Below are 15,720 nucleotides of genomic sequence, written 5' to 3'. Positions count from 1 at the left end.
AACCACCGGCCGACGCGGGGACCGTACCCGCACCGGCAGCGTGGACCTCGTGATCGAATCGACTCGACTGACCAAGCGGTACGGCGACACCCTCGCCGTCGATGACCTGAGCTTCACCGTGGAACCGGGCCGGGTGACGGGATTCCTCGGCCCCAACGGCGCGGGGAAGTCCACCACCCTGCGGATGATCCTGGGCCTCAACACGCCGACCGGCGGGACCGTCACCGTGGACGGGGTCCCCTTCTCGCACCGCCCGCGCGGACTGCGCCACGTGGGCGCGCTGCTGGACGCCCAGGACGTGCACGGCGGACGGAGCGCGCGGGCGCACCTGTCCGCCCTGGCCCGCGGCAACCGCATCCCCCTGCGCCGCGTGGACGAGGTCCTGAGGGAAGTCGGCCTGACGAAGGCGGCGGGCCGCCGGGTCGGCGGGTTCTCCCTCGGGATGAAGCAGCGCCTCGGCATCGCGGGCGCCCTGCTCGGCGATCCGCCGGTGCTGCTCTTCGACGAGCCCCTGAACGGCCTCGACCCCGAGGGCGTGCTGTGGGTGCGCGGGCTGTTCCGGCGGCTGGCGGCCGAGGGCCGTACCGTCTTCGTCTCCAGCCACATGATGGCGGAGATGGAGCACACCGCCGACCGGATCATCGTCATCGGCCGGGGCCGGCTGATCGCCGACGCGAGCCTGGCGGAGTTCTCGGCGCGTCACGCATCCCGGGGCGTGACCGTCCAGACCCCCGACCCGACGGCTCTGGCTGCCCTGGAGGCCGTACTCGTCGCCGAGGGCGCGTCGGTGCACCGGGAGAACGGTCCGGCCGTCCGCGTCACCGGCCTGACGGCGGCCCGGATCGGCGACCTCGCCCACCGGCACCGCATCGTGCTCCACGAACTGGCCACCCCCACCTCGTCCCTGGAGTCGGCCTTCATGTCCCTCACCGCCGACAGCGTCGAATACCCGGCGGGAGAAACCCGATGAGCACGCCGACCCGGTCCGGCACAGGGCCGTCCGCGCGGGCGGCCGAACACGCGGCAGGGTTCGCCGACCTGCTCGCAGCCGAGTGGATCAAGATGCGCTCGCTCAGGTCGACCTACTGGGTACTCGTCCTCAGCGCCGTGGCCGCGATCGCGATCAACGTGAACGCCGTCCACTCCGACTTCCCGTACATCGACCAGCCGCGCCCGCTGCTCCCCGGCGAACCTCCCTACACCTACGACCCGTTGTTCCACGGCCTGAGCAGTGTCGCGTCCGATCTCCTGGCACTGGCGGCGGGCGCTTTCGGCGCCATCACGGTCTTCGGCGAGTACGCCACCGGAATGATCCGCACCACGTTCGCGGCCGTCCCCGACCGGCGAGCGGTGATCACGGCCAAGGTGTCCCTGGTCGCGGTGATCACGCTCGCCCTCGGTGCGACCGTCTCCACGGCCTCCTTCTTCACCACCAACGCGATGCTGGCATCCCGCCACGTCGGGCTCTCGATCCACGACCCCGGCTGCCTGCGGGCCGTGGCGTCCTACGCCCTGGTCATCCCGGTCTGCGCACTCGTCGGGATGGCCTTCGGAGCCGTCCTGCGCCACGCGACGGCCTCGATCGTCGCCGTCGTGGGGATCCTCTTCATCCTGCCCCTGCTCTTCGGCGGCGACAGGTACCGGCCCTTGAAGGAGATCGGCAACCACCTCCCGCTCGCCGCCCAGGCACGGCTGGCCCTGAACCCGGACGCCTCCACCAGTCTGGGCGCCCACCCGGGCACGATCACCGGCTCCTGGATCGCGCTCGCGGTCTGGGCGCTCGTCTCGGTGATCGTCGCCGTCTCGGTCGTACGGCGCCGGGACGTCTGAGGATGTCTGATGACGGCTCAGGACAGCTCAGGACAGCTCAGGACAGCTCAGGACGGCTCAGGACGGCTCCGCGCCCGGCGAAGCCCGGCGGCAGGCCCACGTCCGGGCGCGCCGTTCCTCAACGCAGTCGGAGCACGCTCCTGACGCCGGCGTGGTCGGAGGGCCACAGTCCTGACGGGGTGCGGTCGGCCCGGGCGTGGCCCACCCGGTGGGCCGTCAGCGCCGTGACCTTGCCGCGGAGGAGCACGTAGTCGATGCGCCGCGTGAGGGAGGAGGTGGGGTTGCGCAGGTCGGAGGCCTGGCAGCAGGTGAATCCGGGGTCGCGGGGCCGGACGGCCGTCCAGGCGTCGGTGAATCCGGCGGCCAGGAGGCGGTTGTAGCTCTGGGTGTCGCTCCCCGGTGTCGCCCCGACTCCGCCGGCGGCCGAGTTGAGGTCGCCGAGCAGCACGGTGGGGAGCGTGGTGTTCAGCGGGCCCGCGAGCAGTTCGCCGGCCTGCGCCTCCTGGACGGCGGGGGCGGAGGGCTCGAGATGGGTGCTCACCACGCGGGCGGTGCGGCCGCGCAGCGTGGCGTCGGCCGCGACCCAGCCCCGCTCGACCCGCAGGGCCGGTTGGGGCGGGCAGCCCAGCACGGGGCGGCAGATGGGCAGGTGGCTCTGGAACCGGGCGGACTGCGGGTTGGCCACGGAGAAGGTGCGTGCCGGCAGGTCGGTGCGGGCCAGGAGCACGTCGCGGTCGGTGAGGCGGATGTCCTGCAAACCGCTGGGCGTGGAGCGCGGGGCCTCGAAGTCGCTGCCGACGGTGATGGCGGCCACGGCCGCGTAGTGCTTGCCCCGGGCGGAGAGCTCATCGAGAAGGATCTGCAGGAAGTCGTACTCGACGTGAGTGGCGCTGCCCGGTCCGGCAGGCGTCTGGCTGCGCCACAGCACGGCTTCCTGGACACCCACCACGTGCGGATCGCTTGCGGCGATCTCGTCGGCCAGCGCTTCGGCTCGCTCGGGGAAGTTTGTCGCCTGGACGTTCGCCCACACCGCGGTCGCCGCGGCGACGAGCCCCTGGGGGCTGGTGGCGGCGAGAACGGGCGCGAGGTCGGCGCCGAGGTAGAGGTTGCGGGTCATGACCCGAAGAGAAGCCCCGCCACCTTCGGCGGCCGAGGCCGCGCCGAGTGACCCCGGTGCGAGGAGTGCGAGCGCGCACAGGGCGGAAGTGAACCAACGGCGAGCCATCCGGACAGCCCTTTCGGTCGAAGCGGGCGAATCCCCGCATACGCGCCGAAATCTAGGATGCCGGCCGGCGTGCGGCGATCCCGCTGTGGGCCGGGCGGCCTACGGTGCACCCGGACGCGCCGGAGTCACCTGGCCCGAACGGGCTCTGGCGGACCCCGCGGAGGGGGCCCGCCGGAGGGCGGGGGAGCGCGGGAAGAGATGCCCGGGTCGGGTCCGGTAACGCGTCGGGCAGCGGTTCCGGGGACGGGCTACGCGGCACCCGCCGCTGCCAGCATCGCGACGGGCAGGAGCAGGATCCACTGCGGCAGGCGGAGCAGTGGCCTGGGCCAGCCCACGGACAGGGTGACCACCAGGAAGGCTGCCGCGTACGCGACGAAGTGCGCGGCCACGAACCACGCCACCAGGCCGGTCCCCGGCGTACCGTCCGCCTGGGAGAGGTACAGCAGGGCGAGTCCGGAGAGCGCCAGGTCGACGCTCACCATGTGCCAGACGGCGTGCAGGACACGCTTGGGCTCGTCCGCGAGCCCGGAGGCGAGCAGCGGGCGCACCACATCGCGGCCCCCGCCGATGACGTGCACCGCGGCCACGCCGACAGCGGTGATGCCCGCCGCGAGAAACCAGTTGTTCATCGGACCTCGATTCCCTTGGCCACGACAGCGGCCAGGCGTGCGGCCAACTGCTGGTCGGGGAGTTCCCCGACCAGCCCTACGTGGAAGAACACGGCTCCTGCCAACGTGTCCAGGACCAGGTCGACCGGCGTCGCGGCCGCGATCTCCCCGCGCGCCACGGCGCGTTCGAAGACGATCAGCAGTCGTTCCTTGGACGGGGCCAGGAAGTCGCCGCGGATGCGCGCCTTCAGTTCCGGATCGGCGGCGAAGTCGGCGAGCAGCCCCGGGAGTGCCCCCGCGGCGGCAGGCGCGCTGAACTCGTCGACCAGGCCCTGCAGCAGCACGGTCAGGTCCCCGGCCAGGGTTCCGGTGTCCGGGGGCGGAGCGTCATCGGTGGTCGTGAAGACGGCCTCGAAGACCAACTCCGGCTTGCCCGGCCACCGCCGGTAGATCGTGTCCTTGCCGACACCGGCCCGCGCGGCCACCGCCCCGATCGACGTCGCGGCGTAGCCGACCTCGACCACCAGATCTGCCGTCGCGCCGATGATCGCCTCGTGCGACCGGGGATCCCTGGGACGCCCTCTGGAGGGCGGAGAGGAACTCATGGCATTTACCTTACGGGTCGTCCCGTAAGGTAAACAAGGGGCCGGCACCGACTGGATCCGGGCGTGGGTGCGGAGCGAGACCGCCGACGTGCCGGCCGGTCATCCTCCGTCCGGACCGACAGGCGCCGTCGGAATGCCGCTGTCCGTGGGGGTGGCGCGGCGCAGGGTGCGGATCGCCGGGATCGAGAGCAGTGCCACGCAGCCCGCCAGGCAGGTACCCCCCGAGACCAGCAGCAGCCTCTCCGGGGACGCCAGCTCCGTGGCCGGCCCCGCCAGGATCTGACCCAGCGCGATTCCGGACACCGAGCCGGCCAGCTCGTACGCGGTGACCCGGTTGAGAACCGCCTGCGGCGTGTGCGTCTGCACGCTGGTCGCCCACATCACCGACCAGAACGCCCAGGCGCCACCTCCGAGGACGTGGCACGCCAGCAGCACCGGAAGCCCGGCGCCCCACGCCACGCAGAGCGGCACCCCGGCGAACAGCACCATGGCCATCGCGCCGGCGGCCAGCGGTCGGGCCGGGCGCAGTCGCAGTGCCAGCAAGCCGCCGAGCACCGTTCCGACACCGAGGAAGGAGACCGACAGGCCGTAGGCATTCGGGCCGAGCCTGCCTCCGATCAGCGCCGAGCTCAGCGGCACCAGCGGGCCGAAGAGCAGCACGCCGTAGGCAACCCAGATCAGGATCACCGCCCACATCCAGGTGCGGGAGCGGAACTCCTGCCAGCCCTGGCGCAAGTCACGGCGGAGCGAACTCCCCCGGGTGGCGGCGGAGTCCCCGTCGGCCGGAGCTCCCTTGGACGTGCTCACGGGGGCGAGGCGGATGAGCCCCAGGCACAGAGCGCTGAGGACGAAGGTGCCCGCGTCGATCGCGTACACGGTCCCGGCACCGGTCAGCACGATCAGCAGCCCCGCCAAGGCAGGGCCGAGCAGTTGGGCGAGCGCGTCGGCGACTTTGAGCGTGGCGTTGGCGCGCTGCGGTTCCCGGGCGACCAGCGGGACCATCCCGTTCACCCCCGGCTGGAACATCGCGACGGCGGCACCGGCCAGCGCCGCCATCGTCACCAGCAGCCAGAACGGCGGCCTCCCGGCGAAGAACGCGGCAGCCAGTACCCCCTGGGTAAGCACCCGGACGAGGTCTGCGCCGACCATCATCCGGCGCGCGCCGATCCGGTCGGCGAACACCCCGCCGAACAGGACGAGGAGGACGAACGTCCCGGTCCAGGTGCCGAGGACGAGGCCGACTCCGGAGATCCCGTACAGCGGGCCCACCGCGAGCGCGGCGGCCACCGGCATCATCGCGTCGCCGACCAGGGACACCGCGCGGGCGGCGAAGTAGAGCGTGAACTGCCGGTCCCACAAGGGGGGCCGGGCGGCTGGTGCGTCGCTCCGGACGGTCCGGAGCTGGGTTTGCGCCTCGGTCTGGGCCTGTGTGTGCGTCTCTGCGGTGGTCACAGGACGATGCTGGACTGGACCAATCGATCACCCCAGTGTCCTGAACGACACGATGGGGTACTTTCGCGCCATGACGCCTCGTTCGCTGCCGAAGCCCCCGGCGCTTCACCGGGTCGTGGCCGTGTTGCAGCCCCCTCAGTCGGCCTTCCCGCTCGCCTGCGCGTCCGAGGTGTTCGGCGACCACAGCCCGGCGATCCCCTCCCGCTACGCGTTCGAGGTCTGCACCGAGCACCCCGGCCCGGTGCGAACCCAGGCCGGGTACGACCTGCTGGTCACCACGAGCCTGGACGCGTTGGAGCGCGCGGACACCGTCCTGGTCCCCGGCTGGCAACAACCCGTCGGCACCGAGGTATCGGCACGGCTGATCGCGGCGGTCCGCCGGGCGCACCGCCGGGGCGCGCGAGTCGTCGGCATCTGCTCGGGCGCCTTCGTACTCGCCGCCGCCGGACTGCTGGACGATCGGCGGGCCGCGACCCACTGGGCCCAGGCGCCGGGGCTGGCCGCCCGGTTCCCGAGGGTCCGGGTCGACCCCGCAGTGCTGTACGTGGACCACGGCGATGTCGCGACCAGCGCCGGATCGGCGGCCGGCGTGGACCTCTGCCTGCACCTGGTGCGCACCGACCAGGGCGCCGCGTACGCGATGCGGATCGCCCGCCAGATGGTGATGCCGCCGCACCGCGAAGGCTGCCAGCTGCAATACGCCGAACTGCCCACCTCCGGACCGGTCACCGACTCTTTGGCCCCGCTGCTGGAATGGCTGGCCGGGCGGCTGGACCAGCCGGTCAGCGTCGCCGAGATGGCAGCCCGCTCCCAGGTCTCGGCCCGCACGCTGACCCGGCGCTTCACCGAGCAGTTGGGGATCAGCCCCGGGCGCTGGCTGCTCGACCGGCGCATCGCCGCCACCCGGGCCCTGCTGGAAGAGACCGACCTGCCCGTGGAAACCATCGCGCACCGGGTCGGCCTCTCCTCGGCCGTCAACCTGCGCAGGCGCTTCCACGAAGCCCTGCGCACCACACCCGCTGCCTACCGGCGCGCCTTCCGAGCGGACGGGGCCGCGCTCGGGACCGAACCGGCGACACGGTGACACGGTGAGGTCTGCGGGGACGTCCGGGGGGTGTCCGGATCGATCAGGAATCGAGAAGCGCGGTTCACGGAGCCGCCCCTAACCTGATGACCACGGCCGGCGAACAGGCGCCGATGTGACGTCCGGGCCGTGTCCCGGACGTCCGGCACCCATACACCTACAGTGCAGGAGCAAGGCATGAAAGCGCACGTCAGCTCGATCCTTCTTGGCGTCCGGGACATGGACCGGGCCAAGCAGTTCTACACCGAGGGACTCGGCTGGAAGATCCAGAACGACTTCGGCATCTCGGTGTTCTTCGCATCGGACGGTGCGTCACCCGTCGGCTTCTACAGCCGTGAAGGCCTGGCCGAACAGGTGGGCACGGACCAGGAAGGCAGCGGCTTCAGCGGACTGGTCCTGACCTACGTCGTACGGAGCGAGACGAGGGTCGACGAGATCATGGCGGAGGCCCAGAAGGCCGGCGCCAAGGTCCTCAAGCCCGCCGGCGCTCTGCCGTGGGGCGGGTACGGCGGCACCTTCGCCGACCCGGACGGCTACATTTGGAGTCTCGGCTACAGCGCCCAAGGAACCGACCAGCCCTACGCGGAGTAGCCGCGATCCTTGTCTCAGGGCCGTCCGGGACGGCGGAGCGCGTGCCGCTGCCGTCCGGACGCCCGTGACCCGGGTACGGGAAGCGGGAGCGGCGATCGGAGCCGGGGCGGGATCCGCGGTGAACCGGCAGGACGACAGGAGAAGACCTTGAAGTTTCGGACCTACGTTGAGCCCCCCGAGCCCATGCGGGGTCTCGAAGTCCCGTCCGAGGTGGTGGCAGCGCTCGGCGAGGGCACGCGGCCGCCGGTGACGATCACCATCAACGGGCATTCCTGGAAGAGCCGGCTCGCCCACCTGCGCGGCCGCCACTTGATCGGCCTCAGCCATGCCAACCGGCGGGCCGCGGAAGTCGAGATCGGTGAGGAGATCGAGGTCGAGGTCGAGCTCGACACCGAGCCGCGCGTCGTCGTCGAGCCTGAGGACTTCACCCAGGCTCTGGACGCCGAACCGGCCGCCCGCGCCGCCTACGACAACCTGACGTACAGCCGCAAGCGCGAGCACGTGCGCGCCATCGAGAGCGCGAAGATGCCCGAGACGCGCCAACGGCGCATCGACAAGGCCATCGCCACCCTGCGGGGCTGACCCCCGAAAGCCCCGCGCGCTGCCGTGGCCGGCCGCTCCGGGCCCCGGCCACGGCAGGCTGGACGACGGCCCCTCCCGCCGGCGCCTCCAGATCGACAGGCTCTAGCGGGCGCCGTCCGACGCCTCCCGGACCGGGTCCGCGGAGCCGCGCACCGACTCCGCCGGCGGCCGCTCGCGCAGGGCCCCGTACGCGATGAAGTAGGCCGGCACCCGGTTCAGCCACCGCGAGTCGGTGACGAGCTCCGTCAGCCGCTTCGCCACCTGCGGGTGGCCGAACGCGACGCGCCCGGCCAGCAGGGGTTCGATGACCCGGGCGTGGGCCAGGCGCTGCAAGCCCTGGGTGGCCACCGTCGTGGGCATGCGGCGGCGCTGTACGCGGCGCACGTCGTGGAGGCCCACGGTGCCCGCGCGCAGCGGGCCCACCAGGTGGCGGGCCGCGGCCACCGCGTCCTGCACGGCGAGGTTGATGCCGATGCCGAAGACCGGCGACATGGCGTGGGCGGCGTCGCCGATGCACAGCAGCCCCGGCCGGTGCCAGCGCCGAAGCCGGTCCAGCCGTACGTCGAGCAGCTTGACCTCGTCCCAGGAGGTGAGGGCGTGCGCCCGGTCGGCCAGCCACGGGACGGCGTCCGTGAACTGGGCCATGAACCGGTCCAAGCCCTCCGCGCGACGCTGGGCGTCGGTTCCCTTGGGGATGAGCCCCGCGATCTGCCAGTAGTCGCCGCGGTCGATGAGCGCGCTGAAGAACCCTTCGCCCAGGCCTCCCACGAGCCCGCTGGGATCGCTCTCGTGGCGCGGCAGCCGGAACCACCAGGCGTCCATCGGGCACGGGAAGTCCTCCAGGCCGAGCTCGGGCAGCGCCCTGGCGAAGGACCCGCGGCCGTCGCAGGCCACGGTCAGCGTGGCCCTGAGCTCACCGGTCGCGCCGTCCGCGGTGCGGTACCGCACGCCGGTGACCCGGCCGCGTTCCCTCAGGAAGGACGTCGCCTCGGTGTTCATGCGCAGCCGGAAGGAGGGTTCCCTGGCCGCCTCGTCGGCGAGGAGGTCGAGCAGGTCCCATTGCGGCACCATCGCGATGTAGTTGTACTTCCCGGGCAGCGCCCCGATGTTCCCGATCGTGACGAGGGAGCGGTCCGCCCCGATGGGCAGTTGCACCGAGGTCACCCGCCGCTGAGGCAGCCGGGCGAAGCGTTCGGCGAGGCCGATGTCGTCCAGCAGCGACAGGGTGGACGGGTGCACGGTGTCGCCGCGGAAATCGCGGAGGAAGTCGCCGTGCTTCTCCAGCACGGTCACCTCCACCCCGGCCCGGGCCAGCAGCAGGGCCAGCACCATCCCGGCGGGGCCGCCCCCCACCACACAGCAGGTCGTACGGTCCACGGCAACCATTCCCTTCGCCGGCATCGCGGTTGCGTCCCGGACGACGTATACCCCACCGGGCGCGGCGGTTGCGGTAGCGCCTTGCGGGTCGGTGGGTCCGGCGACCGGCCGGGGGAGGGACGCAGGACTGCCCGGCAGAAGTAGGCGGGGTACCTACTTCTGCCGGTGGAACCGCATGGTCCGGCCCCCTCCCACCGTGTTGGCTCGACGCGGGACGGACGGCGGGGCCGGGCGGCCGGGCATCACGGTGCCCCGGCCCGCCCGCACCGCCGTCCGGCAACCGGTACCGCCGTCCGCTCCGGTTCCGACGACCGTCTTGACCCTGGGGAACGACATGCTTGCAAGAGGCTTCCGCGCGCTGCGAAGGCTGGCCCTACCCGTTCTGTCGCTGGTCTTCCTGGCCGCGATGCTGCCCACCCCGACGACCGCCGCGGCGGCGTCCGGGAGCAAGTACGGAGACGCCCGCCTCGACCAGTGGTCGTCGCTGACCACCCACAACTCCTACGCGACCTCCGGGGTGGCGCCGCCGAGGAACCAGTCGCGCAGCATCTCCCGGCAGCTCGACGACGGCGTGCGCGGGCTGATGCTCGACACCTACGACATCGCCTACGACCAGGAGGGCAACGTCGACCTGATGCTGTGCCACTCCACGTTCTCCTGCTACGAGAGCTTTCGCAGCGGGCTCAGCACCGTGGTGGACTTCCTCAAGGCCCACCCGGACGAAGTGGTCACGATCTTCCTGGAGAACTACGCCAGCCGCGCGTCGCTCACCCAGGCGGTCACCGACGTGCTGGAGGCCGACAACGCCAAGGGCCTGCTGTTCTCGCCCACCCAGTACGACATCGACAGGCGGAACTGGCCGCGGCTGCGCGACATGGTCTCCGACAACCGCCGCCTGGTGGTCTTCCAGGACAGGTGGGGAGACGACGTCCCGGTCAAGTCCGGTGACGGCAGCAAGGAGTACGGGCGCCTCATGTACACCTGGAACCGCACGGTGGAGACGCTCTACGACTACGACGGACGGCCCAGCGGCTGCGCATCGCGCAACAGCAACCCGGTGGGGCAGAACCCCATGCCCGGCACGGCCCTGACGCCGCTGTTCACCATGAACCAGTTCGACTCGAGCGTGCTGAACCCCGAGGCGAAGTCGTCGGGCGACAACGGCTCGGCGCTGAAGAACCGCATCGACAAGGACTGCCGCCCCGCCGCGGGCCGCAACCCGAACTACGTCGCCGTGAACTTCTACGAGAAGAGCGACACCAGCGGCGTCACCCCGATGTCCGTGGTCAACGAACTCAACCGCAACGCCCACGTCTTCGCGCCGCACCCGGCGCTGTGGACCGTCACCCCGAACAGGCAGTTCATCGGGCAGACCTATGAGACCACCGCACCGAACCGGTGCATGGTGCGGGGTGAGAACTTCCCCGACGGCACGGGTGGCGTGATGACACAGCGGGCCTGTGCGAGCCCGGCGCCCAGCAGCCAGCAGTGGACCGTCCCGCTGCCGCCCTACGACAGTCAGAACTACTACTGGATCAAGGCGGGCAACGGCAACTGCCTCACCGTCCCGTGGAACCTCGGCGTGCCCCCCGGCAACGGCATGCAGCTGTTCTGGTGGCCGTGCGAGAGCCGGTGGGCCTCGGACAACCAGCTCTGGGAGGTCATGCCGGCGGAGCAGTACGGCGGGCGGCGCGCCACCTACTTCATCAACCGGTGGACCGGCAAGTGCCTGACCCTGGACCCGGCGACGACCGGTGGCAAGGCCGGCAAGGTCACGCAGGACGTGTGCCCGACCCGCGGATGACCCCCCGGCCCTGATCCGGCCTCCTGTCACCCACGCCCTAGCGGTGCCCGAAGCGGCCCGGCCGAGCAATCGGCCGGGCCGCTCGTGCTTTCCGCATGGAAACGCAGGCGGCGGACGCGGTGCGGCGGTGCCCGGCCGAGCAGGGCGGTCCGCCCACGCCGCGTACGGACTTCCACCGGCAGAAGGAGGAGGGAGCGTCTTGGCATACTTCTGCCGGTAGGACCCGCCGACTCGGGGGGCCGCGCTGACCAGGGGATTCGATTCATGAGCAACGAAGGGTTCGCTGCGCGCCTGCATGCCCTGCGAACGGGTGCGGGGCTGAGCCAGGAGGAACTTGCGCAGGCCGCGGGAGTGAGCGTACGGGCTCTTTCGGACCTGGAACGCGGACGCTCCCGGGGGCCGCAGCGCCGCACCGTCCAGGCCCTCGCCACCGCCCTGGGCCTGGACGGTCCGGCCGCCGCCGAACTGGAACACACCGCCGGCCTCGGCCGCCCCCGCCGCCGGCCCCGCTCCGAAGCCGGGCCCGCCACCCAGCCGGAGACACGGACCGTCCCGCACCACCCCCTCCAACTGCCGCGCGATCTGGGTGACTTCACCGCCCGCGACCAAGCCCTGAACCGGCTCCGCGCCCTGGCCGAACACATCGACCCCGCTCAGCCACCCGTCGCTGTGATCAGCGGACAGCCCGGCCTGGGCAAGACCGCCTTCGCCGTCCACGCCGCCCACACCCTCACCCCGCACTTCCCGCACGGCCAGTACGGCCTCGACCTGCGCGGCATGGACCCCCACCCCACCCCGCCGCGCGACGCGCTCGCCCGGCTCCTGCGGGCCCTCGGCGCCGTGGACAGCGCCATCCCCACCACCACCGAGGACCGCAGCGGCCTCCTGCGCTCCTTACTGCGCAACCGCCGGATCCTCCTCCTCCTGGACAACGCCGCCGACGAGAACCAAGTCCGCCCGCTGTTGCCCGGCCACAGCTCCTCCCTCACCCTCATCACCAGCCGCAACACCCTGGCCGGCCTCGAAGCGGTCCACCGCCCCGAACTCGCACTGCTGCGCCGCGAGGAAGCCGTCGAACTCCTCACCCGGGTCATCGGACCCGAACGGGTGAGCCGTGAGAGTCAGGCCGCCCGCGATCTCGCCGACCTGTGCGGACACCTCCCCCTGGCCGTCCGCATCGCCGCACAACGCCTCGCCGCCCGGCCGGGCGAACACCTCGCCAAACTCGCAACCCAGCTCGCGGAAAGCACCACCCGCCTGGACACCCTGCAAGCCGGCTCACTGCAGGTCCGCGCCGCATTCGCACTGTCCTACCGGCAACTGCCCCCAGCCACCCGCACCGTCTTCCGCCGCGCCGCGCTCGCCGCCGGCCCCGACTTCAGCCCCCGGAGCGCCGCCCTGCTGGCGGGACTGCCCCTGCGCCAAGCCGTCACATGCGTTCGGGACCTCACCGACGCCGGACTGCTCCAGCCCCACCCCACCGCCGACCGCTACCGCTTCCACGACCTCCTGCGCCTCTTCGCCGCCGAACAACTCGCAGAGGAGGACGAGCCCGCGCACCTCACCAGCGCCCAGAACCGGGCCGATCTCTGGACACTGCACCGCGCGACCGCCGCGGCCCAACTCTTCGACACCGCACCCCACCCCGACACCAGCCCCACCCCCGATCCGGATCCCGCCACCGCACCTGCCGACCACGAACAGGCACGGGTCTGGCTGGAGGCCGAGAAGGCCGAGTGGCTCGCCGCGCTGGGGCGCGCCCGAGCCCGGGGCCTGGACCAGCAGGTCATCGACACCGCCGAGGCGATGCACTGGTTCTCCGACCGCACGCCGCACTGGGAAGCATGGGCACAGGTCTTCCAGTGGGCCGTCGACTCCGCCCGCGCTCTGGGCAGCACGCGCGACGAGGCCGTCCACCTCAACTACCTGGCCTGGGCCTACAACATGTGTCTCTACGACCACACCGCCGCGCTGAGCACCGCACGGGCAGCCCTGGCCGCGGCGCGCGAAAGCGGTGACCAGCTCCAGATCGGCTGGGCCCTGGGCTACGCCGCCGGCGCCCTGCACCGGCTCGGGCGAACGGACGAATCCATCACCTGGCTCCAAGAAGCCGCCGACCACCTCGGCAAGCAGACCGGCCCGGAGAGCCGCCTTGCCGAACTCACCGCGCTCAACTCCCTGGGCCAGCAACTGCGCCAGACCGGCCGAGCCCGGGAAGCCCTGGCCATCCACCGGCGCAGCGAAGCCATCTGCCACACCGGCGTCCCGGGCAAGCCTCCGGAACTGATCGGCCTCTACCTCGCGGTAACCCGCCAGCACATCGGCAACGACCTCGCCGCCCTCAAGCGATGGAACGAAGCGGAAGACCTCCTGCGCCACGCCCTCACCCACTTCCAGGCGGCACAGATGCCCGCCTGGAGCGAACCGGCCCGCCTGGACCTCGGCATCGTCCTGCGCCATCTCGACCGGCGCGACGAAGCCCACGCGGTCCTGACCACCGCTCATGACGCGCTCGTCCGGCTGAACAACCCCCGCAGGTCCGAAGCCGCCGAACAGCTCCACCTGGTCCGCGACGACGCACCCGGCCCGACCGGCTGAGAAGGGCCGAGCAGGTCCTGCGGTATCGACGTCCTGCGCATGCCGCGCCGCACCCTGGCGGCGCCCGGTTGGCGGTCAGGGCGACTGCTGACCGTCCTCGCGGGCGAGACGCAGGGCGAGCTCCTGCAGGATGGCGTCGGTACCGGGCTCCGCGCCGGTTTCGTCGTAGGCGTAGGCGACTGCCGCGAAGGCGGCGATGAAACCGTTGACCAGGGCGCTCAGCGGGGCCGAGAGCTGATCGAGCACGGCGCCGCCGACTTCCTCGGGATCGGCTCCCGCCGGCACCAGGAAGTGACCGGGGGTCACTTCCGCCAGCAGGTCGGAGGCGAGGCCTTCGCCGACATCCGCGCGCAGGGCGGTGAGCGCGGCAATGGCTTTGAGTTTGATCTCGTTTTCGTGCACGGCTCGAGACTACGACGCGGGCGGCGCCGCTTTCGGTGCCCTGCTCCTCGGTCGTGCGCGTGGTTGGACGCCGGCGGCCCCGGGGAGGCCCCAGGGCCGCGAAAAGCAGGAGGGATCCTCCTCAGCCCCGCGCCAGCCCGTTCCGCGCGATGACCTCCGCGTACCATCGCGCACTGTCCTTCACCGTCCGGCGCTGGGACGCGAAGTCCACGTGGACGATGCCGAAGCGCTTGCTGTAGCCGTACGCCCACTCGAAGTTGTCCAGGAGGCTCCACAGGAAGTAGCCGCGGACGTCCACGCCGTCCTCGATCGCCCGGTGCACGGCCGTCAGGTGCGCGTCCAGGTACGCCACCCGCTCCGGGTCGTGGACCTGCCCCTCCGGATCGGCGTAGTCGTCGTACGCCGCCCCGTTCTCCGTCACCAGGAGCGGGAGGTGCGGGAGTTCGTCGCGCAGCCGGGTCAGCAGCTCGTACAGGCCGTTCGCGTCCACCGGCCAGTCCATCGCCGTACGAGGGCCCGCCGCCGGGGTGAACGCCACATGCTCCTCCGCGCCCGCCCAGGGGGCGGGGGAAGAGGAGGAGCCCGCCGAAACCACGCTGGGGGAGTAGTAGTTGATGCCCAGCGAGTCGATGGGAGCGGACGTGACCTCCAGGTCGCCGTCCCGGACGAAGGACCAGTCCGTCACGCCCGCCGTGTCCTCCACCAGGCCCTGCGGCAGCCGCCCGTGGAAGACCGGGTCCAAGAAGATCCGGTTCGCCACCGTGTCGATCCGGCGCACCGCGTCCCGGTCCGCTGCCGTGTCCGTCAGCGGGCGCAGAACGTGGAGGTTCAGGGTCAGGGAGATCTCGGCAGTGGACGGGAGGCGGTCACGCAGGACCCGGACAGCGCCGCCGTGCGCCAGGTTGAAGTGATGGGCCGCGCGCAGTGCGGCGAGGTCACTGGTGCGGCCGGGGGCGTGGACCCCGTTCCCGTACCCGAGGAACGCCCCGCACCAGGGCTCGTTCAACGTCGTCCAGGTCGGCACCCGGTCGCCCAGCGCCCGGGCCACCAGGTCCGCGTACTCCGCGAACCGGTGTGCGGTGTCCCGTTCCGGCCAGCCGCCCGCGTCCTCCAGCTCCTGCGGTAGGTCCCAGTGGTAGAGCGTCGCGACCGGCCTGATGCCGTTCGCCAGCAACTCGTCCACCAGGCGGCGGTAGAAGTCCAGGCCGCGCTCCACGGCCGGGCCCCGGCCCATCGGCTGGACCCGGGGCCAGGAGACGGAGAAGCGGTAGTCCGTGACGCCGAGCTCCTTCATCAGCTTCACGTCGTCCGGCATCCGGTGCAGGTGGTCGGCGGCGATGTCACCGGTGTCGCCGTTGCGTACCTTGCCGGGCGTGCGGCTGAAGGTGTCCCAGATGGAAGGCGTCCGGCCGTTCTCGGCGGCCGCCCCCTCGATCTGGTAGGCGGCGGTGGCCGTGCCCCAACGGAATCCGGTGGGGAAGCGCAGTCCCGTACCGGCCCCGGGACGGGTGCCCGTGGAGGTCGCCGGGCGGGCATCGACAGCGGTCATGAGACGGACACTC

General features: G+C 71.9%; 14 protein-coding genes. 7 read left to right on the top strand and 7 right to left on the bottom strand.

What is annotated here, in order from left to right:
• Positions 1 to 49 precede the first annotated feature (49 nt).
• Together ABZY57_RS06155 and ABZY57_RS06150 are read left to right on the top strand one after the other, a co-directional pair.
• The gene (locus tag ABZY57_RS06155; protein ID WP_356508631.1) at positions 50 to 970 is read left to right on the top strand and encodes an ABC transporter ATP-binding protein; all 921 of its coding nucleotides are present in this window, start codon (positions 50 to 52) and stop codon (positions 968 to 970) included.
• Positions 967 to 1,830, top strand: coding sequence for an ABC transporter permease (locus ABZY57_RS06150; RefSeq protein WP_356508629.1), 864 nt, complete (start codon positions 967 to 969; stop codon positions 1,828 to 1,830). The genes ABZY57_RS06155 and ABZY57_RS06150 overlap by 4 nt, the downstream gene beginning before the upstream one ends.
• Positions 1,831 to 1,948: 118 nt before the next feature.
• On the opposite strand, the gene ABZY57_RS06145 is transcribed toward ABZY57_RS06150, so the two are convergent.
• From ABZY57_RS06145 to ABZY57_RS06130, 4 genes are all read right to left on the bottom strand, one after another.
• Entirely contained in the window at positions 1,949 to 2,947 is a 999-nt protein-coding gene (locus ABZY57_RS06145; protein ID WP_356508627.1) for an endonuclease/exonuclease/phosphatase family protein, read from the bottom strand.
• A gap of 356 nt (positions 2,948 to 3,303) precedes the next feature.
• The gene (locus tag ABZY57_RS06140) at positions 3,304 to 3,684 is read right to left on the bottom strand and encodes a hypothetical protein (RefSeq protein WP_356508625.1); all 381 of its coding nucleotides are present in this window, start codon (positions 3,682 to 3,684) and stop codon (positions 3,304 to 3,306) included.
• Positions 3,681 to 4,268: a TetR/AcrR family transcriptional regulator gene (locus ABZY57_RS06135; RefSeq protein ID WP_356508623.1), complete on the bottom strand. Its 588-nt coding sequence runs from the start codon at positions 4,266 to 4,268 to the stop codon at positions 3,681 to 3,683. Before ABZY57_RS06135 ends, ABZY57_RS06140 begins: the two co-directional genes overlap by 4 nt.
• 99 nt (positions 4,269 to 4,367) lie before the next feature.
• Positions 4,368 to 5,720 carry an MFS transporter gene (locus ABZY57_RS06130; protein ID WP_356508621.1) on the bottom strand — a complete coding sequence of 451 codons (1,353 nt, stop codon included), beginning with the start codon at positions 5,718 to 5,720 and terminating at the stop codon, positions 4,368 to 4,370.
• A 70-nt stretch (positions 5,721 to 5,790) separates the two neighbouring features.
• Between ABZY57_RS06130 and ABZY57_RS06125 the strand changes: the two genes are divergently transcribed.
• The 3 genes from ABZY57_RS06125 (at position 5,791) to ABZY57_RS06115 (ending at position 7,977) form a co-directional block, all read left to right on the top strand.
• Positions 5,791 to 6,804 (top strand): helix-turn-helix domain-containing protein, encoded by a 1,014-nt coding sequence (locus ABZY57_RS06125; protein ID WP_356508619.1) that lies wholly within the window; start codon positions 5,791 to 5,793, stop codon positions 6,802 to 6,804.
• Between the two features lie 177 nt (positions 6,805 to 6,981).
• Complete coding sequence (locus ABZY57_RS06120; RefSeq protein WP_356508617.1) at positions 6,982 to 7,395, top strand: VOC family protein; 414 nt, start codon at positions 6,982 to 6,984, stop codon at positions 7,393 to 7,395.
• Between the two features lie 147 nt (positions 7,396 to 7,542).
• Positions 7,543 to 7,977 (top strand): YdeI/OmpD-associated family protein, encoded by a 435-nt coding sequence (locus ABZY57_RS06115; protein ID WP_356508615.1) that lies wholly within the window; start codon positions 7,543 to 7,545, stop codon positions 7,975 to 7,977.
• Positions 7,978 to 8,079: 102 nt separating this feature from the next.
• Here the strand turns inward: ABZY57_RS06115 and ABZY57_RS06110 are convergent, their stop codons facing one another.
• Entirely contained in the window at positions 8,080 to 9,354 is a 1,275-nt protein-coding gene (locus ABZY57_RS06110) for an FAD-dependent oxidoreductase (protein WP_356508613.1), read from the bottom strand.
• Positions 9,355 to 9,688: 334 nt separating this feature from the next.
• Here ABZY57_RS06110 and ABZY57_RS06105 point away from each other — a divergent pair, with 334 nt between their 5' ends.
• Together ABZY57_RS06105 and ABZY57_RS06100 are read left to right on the top strand one after the other, a co-directional pair.
• Positions 9,689 to 11,158: a phosphatidylinositol-specific phospholipase C domain-containing protein gene (locus ABZY57_RS06105; RefSeq protein WP_356508611.1), complete on the top strand. Its 1,470-nt coding sequence runs from the start codon at positions 9,689 to 9,691 to the stop codon at positions 11,156 to 11,158.
• A 264-nt stretch (positions 11,159 to 11,422) separates the two neighbouring features.
• Positions 11,423 to 13,756, top strand: coding sequence for a helix-turn-helix domain-containing protein (locus ABZY57_RS06100; protein WP_356508609.1), 2,334 nt, complete (start codon positions 11,423 to 11,425; stop codon positions 13,754 to 13,756).
• 75 nt (positions 13,757 to 13,831) lie between these two features.
• Here ABZY57_RS06100 and ABZY57_RS06095 read toward each other — a convergent pair whose 3' ends face one another.
• Together ABZY57_RS06095 and ABZY57_RS06090 are read right to left on the bottom strand one after the other, a co-directional pair.
• Entirely contained in the window at positions 13,832 to 14,158 is a 327-nt protein-coding gene (locus ABZY57_RS06095; protein WP_243336993.1) for a hypothetical protein, read from the bottom strand.
• Positions 14,159 to 14,279: 121 nt separating this feature from the next.
• Positions 14,280 to 15,707 carry a GH1 family beta-glucosidase gene (locus ABZY57_RS06090; protein WP_356508607.1) on the bottom strand — a complete coding sequence of 476 codons (1,428 nt, stop codon included), beginning with the start codon at positions 15,705 to 15,707 and terminating at the stop codon, positions 14,280 to 14,282.
• Positions 15,708 to 15,720 lie beyond the last annotated feature (13 nt).

Source organism: Streptomyces sp. NPDC006450 (assembly GCF_040612195.1).
GTDB lineage: Bacteria > Actinomycetota > Actinomycetes > Streptomycetales > Streptomycetaceae > Streptomyces.
Note: the sequence above shows the minus strand (reverse complement) of the source record. Positions and strands in the feature narration are given on the sequence as shown.

Bases quoted from the DNA above. Each gene is read 5' to 3' on its own strand.
- ABZY57_RS06120 (WP_356508617.1), top strand. From the start codon at position 6,982: ATGAAAGCGCACGTCAGCTCGATCCTTCTTGGCGTCCGGGACATGGAC.
- ABZY57_RS06100 (WP_356508609.1), top strand. From the start codon at position 11,423: ATGAGCAACGAAGGGTTCGCTGCGCGCCTGCATGCCCTGCGAACGGGT.
- ABZY57_RS06125 (WP_356508619.1), top strand. From the start codon at position 5,791: ATGACGCCTCGTTCGCTGCCGAAGCCCCCGGCGCTTCACCGGGTCGTG.
- ABZY57_RS06090 (WP_356508607.1), bottom strand. From the start codon at position 15,707: ATGACCGCTGTCGATGCCCGCCCGGCGACCTCCACGGGCACCCGTCCC.
- ABZY57_RS06105 (WP_356508611.1), top strand. From the start codon at position 9,689: ATGCTTGCAAGAGGCTTCCGCGCGCTGCGAAGGCTGGCCCTACCCGTT.
- ABZY57_RS06145 (WP_356508627.1), bottom strand. From the start codon at position 2,947: ATGACCCGCAACCTCTACCTCGGCGCCGACCTCGCGCCCGTTCTCGCC.
- ABZY57_RS06150 (WP_356508629.1), top strand. From the start codon at position 967: ATGAGCACGCCGACCCGGTCCGGCACAGGGCCGTCCGCGCGGGCGGCC.
- ABZY57_RS06140 (WP_356508625.1), bottom strand. From the start codon at position 3,684: ATGAACAACTGGTTTCTCGCGGCGGGCATCACCGCTGTCGGCGTGGCC.
- ABZY57_RS06135 (WP_356508623.1), bottom strand. From the start codon at position 4,268: ATGAGTTCCTCTCCGCCCTCCAGAGGGCGTCCCAGGGATCCCCGGTCG.